Raw genomic sequence first — 13840 nt, forward strand, 5'->3', positions numbered from 1 at the left:
TTGGGTACAGAAATGGTAACGTCATTTCGGTTTTCCCATTTCAGAAGTCGAGTCGTAGACGGTCGTATTGGGTCACCGTCTACCAATAAGTATTAGGGTGAATCTGAAAACGTCAGATTTCGACAGGACATTTTGGTGTTGTCACTGTAACTCCCTGTACCCCAACGACATAAATCTTCACTTTCTTTAGAAAGGACACATTGTCGAGGGTATCAAATCGTCGATTCCAAGTCAGAAACGACGATTTCGTGGTCTGCGGTCTTCAGAATCTTCAGTAAGTCACATATGTGCAACATATTGTAGATTCTGTCGTACCCGATAGCAGGGGTTTCTACAACATTCTTGGGTATAACACCATGTCGAAAAGGAAGACCACAACCTTTCCTCTTGAGTGGGGACAGGTCAAGAAATTGGAAGGTCAACTACTGATGACGTTCATGGAGACAGAACGTCCACAGGATGGTGTTAACCTTCTTCAGATCACTCTTGGTTGTCGTTTTGGTCTTAGGGTATCGGATCTAATGTCTCTCCGTTGGAAGGACGTGGTGAACCTTCACGATGGTGATGACATGGTGGTCCGAGAACGGAAGACCAACAAACTTCGATTGATCAGAATCACCCATAAGGTGAGGACGATCGTCTCGACGGTCTACAATATCCTCGACCCCAACCCTTCCCACTTCATCTTTACATCGAATAAGGGAAAGGGTCTATCTCCGATGAGTGTTCAGAACTTCAATCTGAGACTTCGGACAACCCTTGATCAGTATGGAATCCGAGTCAAGGGAAATCCGTCATCTCATTGTCTGAGAAAGACCTTCGTCGTTCAATCTATTCGACGTGGATTTCAATCGGGTGATCATCTATCACTCGTCAAAGTCTCCCACCTCATCAACCACAGTTCCGTATCTCAGACTGTCAAGTACACCAATTACGAGACAATGGAGATGATGGACTTGTACGAGTTGGATTAGTCTTCGAACCGATCCTTGTAGTCCTCCAAGTCTACAGTAAGTACACCGACTCCCATCAGAATCCACTCTGAGAGAAACACCCTCATTCGGTATTGGAGATCAGAGAAGTGTTCGTCTATGGACTCAAGACTTCTAAGGGTTTGGTGGATGGACAGTAGAAATTCACGGTTACCGTAGACCAATCTCCTCAACCTCTCTTTGGTGAGTTGCTGAACATGACCATGATCCACCACGGTGTGGATTCTTCCCGTTTCATCTTGGTCGATGGTCAACCCCTCCCATAACCATTCGACCACTTCGTCCATCTTGGTGAGTGTCTCGTCTGTGGTCTTCAAGAGAGACATCTCTGATACCTTCATCTTGAGATCGTTGTGGTCAAGTCTCAAGAGTGGGGACTCCGTTTCGTGGAGGTAGGTATTGATCATCAGTCCCATAGGATCACCTCCGTCCGATTTGAACCTTTGTGTAGGGGTTCCACCCTCTCATTCCGAGTTGTCGTTGTGTCCGTTACGGTGGACTGACCGTTGGTTGATTCAATCATCTTTAGAACCTCTATTTGTGATTATGCTAACGTTCGTTGGGTATAACCAAATACTGTCTTATCATCCCATTGAACACACTTTTATACGCAAAAAGGTTGACATTGTTGCAATTTATGGGTATGTGTACAGATTCTCGGGTATAACATTTTGAGATACCAAAGGGTGTCTACAGAATCATGAGTGATGACGTATCCGAACTGAGGGAAAAACTCCTCCGTTGGAAAAGGGAGAACGAAGAGAAGAGGATTGGAAAGGGTGTCGATCTACCGATCCCCTTCGAAGAATGGAGTACCGACTTTCGTCAATCCTTTGGTCGTGAGAGAACTCTTGTCAGAATGATTGACAAGAGGATTGCAGAACTTGAACCACTCGTTTCAGAACTGAGTGAGGTTCAAGATTTCAATCGGACGATTAGAGAGACTCTTGGGTACCGACCAAAAACCGCGGTCACGTTCAAACGTGTTCGGGACTACCTCTACACCTACGTGCGATTCACTTTGGGAAGGGTGAAACGTGGTGAACGAAAAGGAGAGATAGAAAGGGGTCGTTCGTTCAGACGAGAAAAGATGGTTCCAACAGATGTGGAACACCGTCTACGACGAAAAACAGGATTCAAGAAGGACCAACGTGGAATTTGGGTCGATGGAGATCTTGAATCCTACAAACGTGAATGTGTGGATTGGGGAATGGATTGGTGGAAGACCGAAGGGTTCGACAAACACTTCCAATCCATCAAGTTGGATCTACTTGATCATTGAGATTCGACGAGCGAAGAACTTCGGCTACGAGATCCTTCGTTGACCACTCACACAACCACACTCCGACAATCAGTCCTACGTGTTTTAGGACTTGAGTAAACCGTTTCATCCGTTGACCTCACAAGGGTTTTCCCATTAGAGGACTACAAAACGAATGATGTAACGGAATCGACCCCACTTAGTGGATTGTGTCCATGTACCGTTGGACTTCTGACTTGAGGTCGGTACGTGTGGGAACGTCCAATTTGAACGAGAACCAAAAACCTCGTTTTTCCTCCTTAGTCCCCCACCCTTGTGGGATTTTGATCGTCACCGAGTCCTTATACCGTCCATACACACGGTAGTCGGTGTTTTCGACGACGTGGTCGAGGAAGTCCATGATCAACTCGACCGCCTCTTTCTTCTGATTCTTATCCACCATAATAGATACCTCCTATCTGATTGGTAAATGGCCATTTGGGTATAACATTGGAGTCACTCAATTGGCCCAATAACTGCTATTTTATACGCAACTTGGGGGTTTTTGTTACAGACACATGGGATGCGAAGGTCTTTCTTGGGTATAACGCTTGGGTGTAGAAAAGGGGGGGCGTCGATCCCCCCCCCCAAGTCAGACCCAAGTCATAAAAAAGGGGGACAGAAGAAAGGGTAGATCCCCTAACTCCTTGTCCCCCATGTTGCCCTACAAGGATTCGAACCTTGAACCTCCTGATCCAGAGTCAGGCGCTCTGCCAATTGAGCTATAGGGCAAATGATCTCGCGCGTAGCAAGATAGCGTCCCCAAATGTCGATGGGACAACCGCAGTTCCGGGCCTACGGCTTTTTCAGCAGACACACACAAACCCAGCCTGTGGTACGTCAACCATCGAATGACCATTTCTACGAGCGGCGCGGGCGCCGCGAAACCGGCTGCCCATCGGCACACGAAATGACCATCAAGTCATCATTCGTCAATAAGAACAGGGCGATTTGCTCCCACTTTCGCGCGAGGGCCAGGGCCTGCTCCTCTCCCAATCCGCACAACGCCACGCTTTCCTCACTCAAGAGGCCATCCTGAGAACTTCCGACCACGGGCCAGTAGGTCCATCCGTGGTCCGCTACTTCGCGTAGCATTGTCGCCTGACGGTCTTCGTTTTCCATGGCGGAGAGCGGCACGCCGTTAGGATTGTGAGCTGTGACCCCATAGATGGGGTCTCCGGGAAGCTCTTCAACGGCCCCGTGGCCTGTCCAACGCACTCCAAAAGAGTCTGTGATGATGGTCTGTTGATAGGCCTTCCAGCGGCGATCCTCCGCCTCCGCGGGAAATACCAGCCGCAGTTCCTGAATCAGCGCGCCCTCTCGACTTCCCTCGACGCTGGCCAAGGCGTCTACGCGTCGCACATACGCTTCGGCAGGTTCGTCCTGACCGTCTGGGGATACAACAAGCCAAATTGTGTTCATCGCTCAATCGCTTGGATAGTCATAGTTCGCCTGCCGGGCTCCCCCACAGGTACAGCCCCGGCACATGCTCAACCGCGGAAGCATCCTCCACCGCCGTTTCCGACAGATTCAGGTACTCCAAATACTCCAACCCCGCCAACGCAGACACATCCACCACCCCGGTTTTCTGCAGCCAAATCTTCTCCAGGTGCCGCATCCCCGCAAGCGCGGACACATCCGTCACATCACTCCGCGCCATATCCAGCCACACCACCTGATCCGCCAGCCCAAGCAGCGCACGCCCCCCATCGCCCAGACAGGCCTCTGCCGTATCACACCGCACCTGCAGAAACGGCTCCCCCTCCGCCACCGGCTGCACCCGCGCGCCGCGTGAGGTCAGCGCGTAGATCATCTCCTCCATCGCCGGCTCCACGTCCAGCGCCCAGACACCCGTCCGCACCGCCCCGAGACCGGCCGCCTCCAGAATCTGCTGCACGTCCGGCGGCAACCCCGCCTCCGCCAGCGTGCGCTCAAACGACGCTCCGTCCGCCACCCACCACGCCAGCAACCTCGCGTGCGATGGGCTCAGCACCGGCCCGTCACGCGGCGGCATGACCTTCTCCTCCCCGGGCGGCAGCAGCGTGCGCTGAATCAGCGGACTCGCCTCGGGTCGCCCGGCCAGCACCACAGCCCCGTCTCCGCCACCGGCCTCAATCCCGTCGCGGGAACGCAGGTCGAGATTGCCGCGCATCCGCCCAGCGCCGTGGCAGGATGTGCAGGACGCCTCGAGAATCGGCTGCACCACGCCACTAAACACCGTGGTCGTATCGGGATCACCCAGCCGCAGCCCGGGCGCCGGAGAACCCAGCACAGGCCGCAAGGCCGCAGGCGCATGCTCACTCAGAAAGTCCGGCCCGTGTGTCAGCGATCCGCCCTCATGCCCGACCACCACCAGCAGCGGTAACACCACCAAAGAGGCCAGGCGCGGCAACAGCGGCATCGCCACCGCAAACACGGTAAGCCCCACCGCTCCGAACTTGTGCCACCGCAGCGTCTCTGCTTCATACCCGCCGGCCTGCGCCATACTCAGCCCGGCCGCCAGCGCCACGACCCCGATCCACGCCCCCAGCAGATACAACCGCTGCGCCCAGGCTTGCTCCGGTCCGACAAACTCCGCCAGCACCGCCACCACCAGCACGCCGATCGGCAGGTGGACCAGCGCCGGATGAAACCGCCCGAAGAACCGCGCCGCATCAGACGGCGAGTCCGCCGGATCCAACCCCAGCAGCAACGCCACGACGGCCACCAGAACAGCCGCCAGATGGAATCTCAGAACGCGCACAGACATGACGTCGCCAGAATCGTCTGCCCCGACGGCTTGGGTCAAGTAGATTGAAGACCGCATCGCCCGGAGCTGCCATGAATCGCCGCGCTTTCGTCAGGACCGCCGCCACGGGAATCGCCGCGTTGCCGGCGCTGCCCACCATCATCTCGAAGCGTGCGCTGTCGGGCATCATCATTGGCCACGGCGACTACCGCTACGAGGTGGACCTCGAGTGGGGGAACCTGGACCCGATGGCGCACCCGGTGAAGAACTGCCATGAGATGGTGCAGGACGCGGCGGGTCGCCTCATTATGATCACGGATGAGACGCGCAACAACGTGCTGATCTACGATCGCTCGGGCCGGCTCCTGGACTCCTGGGGCACTGAGTACCCATACGGCCACGGGCTGACGCTCTCCGGGGACACCCTTTGGATCTGCGACAACGGCTTCGACGGCAACCCGCGCGTGGTCCAGACCACGCTGGACGGGCGCGTGCTGCAACAACTCCCCACCCCACAGGAAGTCGGCGCCTACGAGACAGACCAGAACTACCGACCAACAGAGACCGCAGTCGCCCCCAACGGCGACATCTACGTGGCCGACGGCTACGGCTCTCAGTTCGTCCTGCAGTTCTCCCCCACAGGAGACTTCATCCGCAAGTTCGGCGGCAGCGGCAACGAAGACGCCCAGTTCTCGACGGTGCACGGAGTCGCCATCGACACCAGGGGCGGGGCCGAGCCAACACTGATTTGCACATCGCGCGGACACAACGCGTTCAAGCGCTTCACCCTCGACGGGGAGTACCTGGAGACCGTCTTCCTGCCCGGCGCCTACGTGTGCCGACCGGTAATGCATGGCGACATGCTCTTCAGCGGCGTGTGCTGGTCGCGGCTGCGCTACCTCAACCAGACGCCCAACTCGGGCTTCGTCACGATCCTCGACAGGGACAACCGCGTGGTGTCCAACCCGGGCGGCACCGCGCCGGAATACCGGGACGGCGAACTCCAGCTGATGGTGCAGCAGGAGGACCTCTTCCGCCACTGTCACGACGTGTGCGTGGACGCGGATAAAAACCTGTACGTGTGCCAGTGGAACGCCGAGCAGACGTACCCGATCAGGCTGGTGCGGGTCTAGTCGTTTCCGACCGGACCGTCTACCGATACGCGCCGCGGCACGGCGTCGCGCACGTGGTTGTCCAGCCAGTTCGAGGTCTCCCACAGCATGTGCATCACCGACTCGCGGGCGCGATAACCGTGGCTCTCATGCGGCAGCATCACCAGGCGCGCGGTGCCGCCGAGGCCCTTGAGCGCGTGGTAGAATCGCTCGCTCTGCACGGGGAAGGTGCCGGAGTTGTTGTCGGCCATGCCGTGGATCAGCAGGATGGGCTCGTCGACATGGTCCGCATTCATGAAGGGCGACATGGCGAAGTACGTCTCAGGCGCTTCCCAGAAGGTCCTCGGCTCAGCCTGGAATCCGAACGGCGTCAGTGACCGGTTGTAGGCGCCGCTTCGGGCGATGCCGGCGCGGAAGAGATCCGAATGCGCCAGCAGGTTCGCCGTCATGAACGCACCGTAGGAATGGCCGGCGATGGCCACGCGGTCCCGGTCCACGACACCGCGGGAAACGCCCGCATCGATGGCCGCCTCGGCGTTCATGACCAGTTGCTCGACAAACGAGTCGTTCGGCTGGGCGTCACCCTCGCCGATCACCGGCATCGCCGCGTTGTTGATGACGGCATAGCCCCGCGTCACAAACGGCACTGCGCCGCTGGCGGACACGCTCGTGAACCGGAACGGCGATCCGGTGGTCTGGCTGGCCGCGGCGGCCGACTTGAACTCGCGCGGGTAGGCCCAGACCAGCGCCGGAAGCGGACCATCCCGGTCGCGCTCGTAGCCCGGCGGCAGGTAGAGCGTCGCCGACAGCTTCACGCCGTCCTTGCGCTCGTATGTGATCAGCTCCTTGTGCACGTCCTTCAGATCCGGGTACGGATGCGGGAAGTCGGTGACGGCGGTTGTCTCCCCACTGCCAAGCTCCACCAGCGCGTAGTTCGGCGGGTCGTCGACCGCCTCTGTGCGAATCAGCAGGTGCCCATCGCCCACCAGGCCGATGGGTGATTCATACCGGGGATCCCGGGATCGAAAGACCTCCTCCACGGAGCCGTCCGACAGGTTGCGGAGCTGTACGAAGGGACGCTGCCCATCGGCCGATGCGCCCGCGCCGGTGAAGTACACGGCGTCTCCTCGGGTAGCCAGCACGTAGCCCATCTCGCCCTCATGGAACATCGGGGAGCCGGGATCTGCGTAGCGGTCCTCGTAGGACACGTCCATGACCAGGGTCTGATCACCGTTGTCATCGACCCGATACATGCGGCGCGCACGGTTCTGCACCCAGCGCTCCTGCACCAGGAAGTAGCCCTCATCGCTCCAGAAAGCGCCGGCGTAGCGGTACTTCAGGGTGGCGATGCGGGCAGGATCGCCGTCGAACGGCGCGGCGAGGTGGAACATGGCATCGCGCTCTTCGGCCTCGACCTTGCCGTCGCCGCCGTCAATGGCCTCGACCCAGGCGAGCGTGGCGGGCTGGTCCTGTCGCCATGCCTCGGAGCGCACGCCGAGGTAGGTGGAGCCGAAGCCCGTGGGGATGTTCTCGATGGCGGGTTGGTCGGCCAGGCGGAAAACGAGGCTGCCGTCTGTGGCAGCGATGACATCCGAGTAGCTCGGGAAGCGGCTGGCTGGCACCAGGTACGAGTACGGCCGATGCACCGTGCTCACCAGGAGATACCGTCCGTCGGGCGATGGGGTGAAGCCCATGTAGATGTTGGGATCTCCCAGCGGCGTGACCATGCCGTTCAGGCCCACCCGAGCGAGCTGCGAGGTGGCGAAATGCTCGAATACGTCCTCGTCATGCGGCGAAGCCAGCAAATCCTGATACGTACGGGCGGCGGCAGCCTGCCCATCGGTCTGCTGTACCACCGGGGTGGTGGGCACGTCCGGTGCGGCCGGGGCGTCACCGGCGCCATCCGGCACCAGCAGGGCGTAGAGGGATTCCCCGTCCGGCGCCCACCGGTAGGGCCATCCGCGCACGGCGTTGACGTCGGTGGTGATGAGGCGACGGGCGCTGCCCGATTCCGCATCGGCCACCCAGAGCTCGATGCCGTCCAGGCGTGTCACTGCAAACGCCAGGTGCCGACTGTCCGGCGACCAGTTCGCGTACGAGATGCGCACGTCATCGGGCAGGCCGGTCACTCGCTGCGCGTTCCCGGGGGCGACCTCTTTGAAGCTGATGCCCGTCGTGTAGGTGGTCCGGCTGGGACCAAACGTGCGCGGATTGATGCGCAGACCGCCGAGCCGCAATTCGGGCTGGGCGAGGTCCTCGATCGTCGGCCGTGCCTGCCGATCCAGGATCGCCATCATCGCGTTGTCGGGGCTGATGCTGACCTGCGGGGCAGAGGGCGCATCGACCAGGCGCGCCAGCTCATCCGGCGGGGTCTGGTACTGGGCGGTGGCGGTGGCAACCAGAAAGAGGCTGCAGACGAGAAGGCGGAGTCGCAACATGGCGTCAGGGGATTGGCGGGAGCCCAACATATCCGGGGGCGCGGAATCCGGCAACCCGGCGGCGATCACAGAAGCAGATCCCAGTTTGGCACGATGTACAGCTCCCGCTCGCGCCAGTCGCCTTGATCGGTCTTGAACTCGCCGCGCACGTAGGCCATGGGGTAGGCGCCGCCGGACTTGGTCACGAGCTCCGTCTTGCGCATGCTCACGCTGCCGTCTTGGCCGACATCGAACGAGGCCCCATCTTCGGCCCACGCGTAGCCGGTCAACGGGATTTCGCTGACCAGGGGCGACGGCAGGTGCAAATCAATGATCTGCCAGGTCTTGCCCCGTTTGGTAAGCCGCTCCCCGCGGTACCTGGCCTTGCGCACCGTGATAGGTTTGACCACGCCTCCGCGGCTGGCCGGCTTGGGGCCAAACTTTCGGAACAGCCGCGTGTGGTCGGTCTGGATGCCGCGCTCCTGCAGGAATTCTGCCACCTGGCGCCAGCTGTATCCCTTGGTGCGGAGCGTTTCGACGACTTCGGCCAGGTCGTCGAGGCGATTTTGTTGCGGTGCCTCCCGGGCGGCTGCGAGAAGTTGCTCTGTGTTCATCGGTCCCTGTGGTTGCTACCACAAGATGCACCGGTACGCAACAATATGCAACAATCGTCTACGCCAACAGCCCCTTCACCACCTCCCCATGCACATCGGTCAGCCTGAATCGCCGCCCTTGGTGCAGATACGTCAGCCGCTCGTGATCGAACCCGAGCAGGTGCAGCATCGTGGCCTGGAAATCATGCACGTGCACGGGATCGCTGGCCACGTTGTAGCCAAAATCATCCGTGCTGCCGTACACCGTGCCGGCCGCCACACCGGCGCCGGCCATCCAGATGGAGAAGCATCGCGGGTGGTGGTCACGCCCGTAGTTGTCTGGCCGCAGCTTGCCCTGTGAGTAGCTGGTGCGGCCGAACTCGCCGCCCCAAATCACGAGCGTGTCGTCGAGCAGGCCGCGTCGCTTGAGATCCTTCACCAGCGCGGCAGACGGCTGGTCCGTGTCGTCCGCCATGAGCTTGATGTCGTTCGGCAGGTTGCCGTGCTGGTCCCAGCCCTGGTGGTAGAGCTGGATGAAGCGCACGTCGCGCTCCGCCAGACGACGCGCCAGCAGGCAATTCGCAGCAAAGGTGCCGGGGGTGCGTGCGCGCTCGCCGTAGAGCTCAAAGACCTCGTCGGGCTCACCGGACAGATCCATGGCCCCCGGCACGGACGCCTGCATGCGGTAGGCCATTTCATACTGGGCGATGCGCGTATCGAGCTCCTGATCCATCACGCGGGCATGCTCGGCCAGGTGCATCTCACGCAGCGCGTCCAGCATCTTGCGGCGCATGGTGCGGTCCATGCCGTCGGGGTCGTTCAGGTACAGCACGGGGTCGGCGCCGCTCCGGAACTGCACGCCCTGATGCTGGGACGCCAGAAAGCCGTTGCCCCAGAGCCGGGAGTAGAGCGGCTGGTCCCCGTCGCGCGTGCGGGAAAGCAGCACGCAGAACGCCGGCAGATCCTTGTTTTCGGAGCCCAGGCCGTAGCTGATCCAGGAGCCGATCGACGGCCGGCCGGTCTGCTGGCTGCCCGTCTGGAAAAACGTGATCGCCGGGTCGTGGTTGATGGCCTCGGTGTGCATGGAGCGCACCACACAGAGCTCATCGGCAATGCTCATGGTGTGCGGCATGAGCTCCGAGAACCAGCCGCCGGTGCGCGGATCCTGCACGAAGTCGTAGTGCGACCCGGCCATCGGCAGCGAACTCTGGTGGGCCGACATGCCGGTCAGGCGCTGGCCGCGGCGCACGGAGTCCGGTAGCTCCTGCCCGTTGAGTTCGCGCAGGCGGGGCTTGTAGTCGAAGAGCTCGAGGTGCGAGGGGCCGCCGGACTGGAAGAGGTAGATGACGCGGCGGGCTTTGGGCACGAAGTGCGGGCCGAGCGGGTCTGCCATCCGCGGCGAGGCGCTGACGGTTGTTGGCAGGCCCAAGAGCTTCGCCAACGCCATCGCCCCGACACCCATGCTGGCGCGCGACAGGAAGTGCCGCCGCGTCGACAGAAACTTCAGGTCCTCGAGCGGATGGTCACAGTCACACTTCATCGCAAGGTGGTCGCCCCGTCGAAGTTCATGATGGTGGACGCCACCACGGCCCAGGTGGCAGCTTCTGAAGGCCTCAGCGAGCGGTCGCGGGGGTACTCCCCGACCTCGAGGAGCGCCCGGGCGTCACGGGGACTCCGGGCGTAGGCGGCAGCCTGCTCGGTGGCCAGGGTCAGGAGCGCGTCCTGCTCCTCCGTACTCGGCGGCCGTCCGGTGAGAGCCAGGAATCCATGGCGCACTCGGGCGATGGGCTCATCGTATTCCCGAACCAGCTTCTCACCCAGCACCCGTGCGGCCTCGACAAACTGCGGGTCATTCATCAGCACCAGTGCCTGCAGCGGCGTGCTGGTGGACTGGCGCTGCACCGTGCAGAGGTTGCGCTCGGTGGCGTCGAAGGTGAGCATCATCGGCGGCGGCACGGTGCGCTTCCAGATGGTGTACAGGCTGCGGCGGTACAACTTCTCCCCGGAGTCGGCCTCGTAGCGCACGGCGTTGCGGGTTGCGAGCTGCGCCCAGAGACCTTCGGGCTGGTAGGGCCTGACCGGCGGGCCTCCGATGTCCCGGACCAGCAGGCCGGAGGCGGCAAGCGCTTGGTCCCGCATCATCTCGGCGGACAGGCGGCGCACCGGCGCGCGGGCCAGCCAGGTGTTGTCGGAGTCTTCAGCGGTGTCGCCTAAGGACGACTGCGCGAACGTCTCGCTGAGCAGCATCAGCCGCAGCATGTGCTGGATGTCCCAGCCGGACTCCTGGAATTCCACGGCCAGCCAGTCGAGCAGCTCAGGGTGGGATGGAAGGGCGCCCTGGCTGCCGAAGTTGTCGCTGGTGCTGACGAGGCCGATGCCAAAGACCTGCTGCCAGAGGCGGTTCACGGCGACGCGGGCGGTGAGCGGATGGTCAGGCTGGAACAGCCACTCGGCGAGGCCGAGGCGGTTGCGCGGGGCGTCATCGGGGTAAGGCACGAGCGGCGTGGCGTGCTCGACACGTTGGCGCGGCTCGTCATACGCGCCGCGGTTCAGCAGGTGGGTCTGCCGGGGCGCGTTGCGCTCACGCATGACCATCGTGCTCGGCGTGTGGGTCAGGAGCCGGTTTTTGCGGGCCCGGAGGGCGGTGAGGCGTGCGTGGAGTTCGGGGTAATCCTCGCCGTAGACCGTTACAAAAAACGCGCGAGCCTCCTCTGCACTTGGGGGGTGGCCCGAAATTTCTCCCGCCGTCAGCGCCCTATCCCACACCCTGAACTCATCCAGCGCCGCCTCCTTCAACATCGGCTGATTCGTCTCCGTGAATCCCAGCCTGAGGTTGCCCGGATCGCCCCAATTCGTCGAGTCCTGCGTGAACGGATCCACCGTGTAGGCGATGCTCTGCTCCAGCCGATCCACCAGCACGTCGGTCTCCATCAGCAGGCCGTTGCGATAGAGCCGGAGCCCATCGGCCGTGCCCGATCCGTCCCAGGTCATGGTGATGCGCTCCCAATCCCCCGTGCCCACCGTGTCCCGAGACACCACCTCCAGCCCGTTGTCCGGCGCCACGTGGAACAGCCCCGCCCGCAGCCGACCGTCCGGATCGATGTACATCATGTACCCGCGGTTGCCGTTCATCAGGCCCCCGCTCTTGCCCATGAGTGGGCCAATGGCGTTGTGGGACAACCGCTTGACCTGCACCTCGATCGAAAACGGGTCCTGCCAGTCGAACCGGAAGCGCTGATTGCCCGTGTCGAGCCAACCGTCGCCGCGCAGAACCAGCGCGCTATCCACGACGCCGGCGACCACGTGCGGCAGCTTGTCCGTGTCGCCCCAGAAGTAGGCCGTTTCGTCTGAGGCCCGGTCCTCCAACCGGTAGATGTCGTCCACGAGCTCAAACCCGTCCAGCGGGAAGTGCCCGATCAATCCGACCGGCTCCAGCCGACCCGGAGCGTCCCACCGAGAAAAGCCCAAATCCCACCGCGCATGCGACGGATCCACCAGCCCCTCCAACTCCGCGATCTCCTCCCGCAAGCCAGCCAGCTCCGCCTCCGTCAGCGAGTCCGTCAGCACCACCGTCGGCGACGCCTCCCCCGCATACGGAATGTTGCCGACCTCGTTGACGCTGTTAAAGAACGCGAACAGCCCGAAGTACTCCTCCTGCGACATGGGGTCGTACTTGTGGTCGTGACACCGCGCGCACTCCGCCGTCAGCCCCAGAAACGCCTTGCCAAACGTGTTCGTGCGGTCCGCCACATAATCCACGCGGTACTCCTCCAGCACGATGCCGCCTTCCTGGCTCTGCAGGTGGTTCCGGTTGAAGCCCGTCGCCAGAAGCTGCTCACGTGTGGGCTCCGGCAACAGGTCTCCCGCCAGCTGCCACGTCACGAACTGGTCATACGGCATGTTGCGGTTGAACGCCGAGATGACCCAGTCCCGCCACGGCCACATGTTACGCCAGCCGTCATCCTGGTATCCGTGACTGTCCGCGTAGCGCGCCAGATCCAGCCAGTCCACAGCCATGCGCTCGCCGTACGCCGGGCTGGCGAAGAGCGCATCGACCACCTCTTCCCGGGTCTCTTCACCGGCCATGAAGGACTCCACGGCCGATGGACTTGGCGGCAGTCCGGTCAGGACAAAGTGCACCCGGCGCAGCCACGTTTCCGGGGCGGCGGGCGGGGCGGGCTCCAGGCCCCGCTGCTCCTGCGCGGCGCGCAGAAAACGGTCGATGGGCTGCGCAGGCCACTCCGAGCCCGCCGATAGACCGGCGGCCCGGGCAGGCACCGGGACGACTGGACGGACCGGGGTTTCATGCGCCCAGTGATCCGCGTACGGCGCACCCTGATCCACCCATCTGAGCAGCACCGCCTTGTCCCGCGCAGACAGCGTCAGGTTGGACTCCGGTGGCGGCATGCGCACCTCCGGATCCTCGGCCAGAATGCGCCGGGCGATGTGCTTCCTGCTCGCCCGGATCCCACGAGGCGTGTCGAACCGGATGTCCTCCACCCGGGTGTTTGCATCCGGGCCGTGGCACTTGAAGCACCGGTCCGACAGCACCGGCTTGACGTGGAAGTTGAAGTCCACGCGCTCTGGCAGCAGAGCGATCTCCCGCGACACGTCCTCCGGCACCGGCGCCGCGCAGGCGACCAGGAGCAAGAGAACGATGGGGGCTGCGCGCTTCATTCCGCAATCAAACTCACGGGG

General features: G+C 61.8%; 10 protein-coding genes and 1 tRNA gene. 3 read left to right on the top strand and 8 right to left on the bottom strand.

The features are described from left to right. The first annotated feature begins 356 nt into the window (after positions 1-356). Positions 357-974, top strand: coding sequence for a tyrosine-type recombinase/integrase (locus JJ896_03455; protein ID MBO6778691.1), 618 nt, complete (start codon positions 357-359; stop codon positions 972-974). Here the strand turns inward: JJ896_03455 and JJ896_03460 are convergent. Then, a complete protein-coding gene (locus JJ896_03460) occupies positions 971-1408 on the bottom strand; it encodes a hypothetical protein (GenBank protein MBO6778692.1) in 438 nt (145 codons plus the stop codon). The two genes, JJ896_03455 and JJ896_03460, sit on opposite strands and share 4 nt — an antisense overlap. 284 nt (positions 1409-1692) lie before the next feature. Here JJ896_03460 and JJ896_03465 point away from each other — a divergent pair, with 284 nt between their 5' ends. Beyond that, the gene (locus JJ896_03465) at positions 1693-2274 is read left to right on the top strand and encodes a hypothetical protein (GenBank protein MBO6778693.1); all 582 of its coding nucleotides are present in this window, start codon (positions 1693-1695) and stop codon (positions 2272-2274) included. Positions 2275-2951: 677 nt separating this feature from the next. On the opposite strand, the gene JJ896_03470 is transcribed toward JJ896_03465, so the two are convergent. The 3 genes from JJ896_03470 to JJ896_03480 all read right to left on the bottom strand — a co-directional run bounded on the left by JJ896_03470 (position 2952) and on the right by JJ896_03480 (position 5041). After that, positions 2952-3024: transfer RNA gene (locus tag JJ896_03470), tRNA-Gln, on the bottom strand. A 129-nt stretch (positions 3025-3153) separates the two neighbouring features. Continuing rightward, complete coding sequence (locus tag JJ896_03475; GenBank protein ID MBO6778694.1) at positions 3154-3714, bottom strand: DUF3293 domain-containing protein; 561 nt, start codon at positions 3712-3714, stop codon at positions 3154-3156. Between the two features lie 19 nt (positions 3715-3733). Continuing rightward, complete coding sequence (locus tag JJ896_03480) at positions 3734-5041, bottom strand: hypothetical protein (protein ID MBO6778695.1); 1308 nt, start codon at positions 5039-5041, stop codon at positions 3734-3736. A gap of 71 nt (positions 5042-5112) precedes the next feature. Here JJ896_03480 and JJ896_03485 point away from each other — a divergent pair, with 71 nt between their 5' ends. Then, positions 5113-6153, top strand: a complete 1041-nt coding sequence (locus JJ896_03485) for a hypothetical protein (protein ID MBO6778696.1) — start codon at positions 5113-5115, stop codon at positions 6151-6153. Here the strand turns inward: JJ896_03485 and JJ896_03490 are convergent. From JJ896_03490 to JJ896_03505, 4 genes are all read right to left on the bottom strand, one after another. Beyond that, complete coding sequence (locus JJ896_03490) at positions 6150-8570, bottom strand: prolyl oligopeptidase family serine peptidase (GenBank protein MBO6778697.1); 2421 nt, start codon at positions 8568-8570, stop codon at positions 6150-6152. The genes JJ896_03485 and JJ896_03490 overlap by 4 nt on opposite strands. Positions 8571-8635: 65 nt before the next feature. Beyond that, a complete protein-coding gene (locus JJ896_03495) occupies positions 8636-9163 on the bottom strand; it encodes a hypothetical protein (protein MBO6778698.1) in 528 nt (175 codons plus the stop codon). Positions 9164-9221: 58 nt separating this feature from the next. Continuing rightward, the gene (locus JJ896_03500; protein MBO6778699.1) at positions 9222-10682 is read right to left on the bottom strand and encodes a DUF1501 domain-containing protein; all 1461 of its coding nucleotides are present in this window, start codon (positions 10680-10682) and stop codon (positions 9222-9224) included. Then, the gene (locus tag JJ896_03505; GenBank protein MBO6778700.1) at positions 10679-13819 is read right to left on the bottom strand and encodes a DUF1553 domain-containing protein; all 3141 of its coding nucleotides are present in this window, start codon (positions 13817-13819) and stop codon (positions 10679-10681) included. Before JJ896_03505 ends, JJ896_03500 begins: the two co-directional genes overlap by 4 nt. Positions 13820-13840: the final 21 nt, after the last annotated feature.

It is taken from the genome of Rhodothermales bacterium, from assembly GCA_017643395.1.
Taxonomy (GTDB): domain Bacteria; phylum Bacteroidota; class Rhodothermia; order Rhodothermales; family UBA10348; genus JABDJZ01.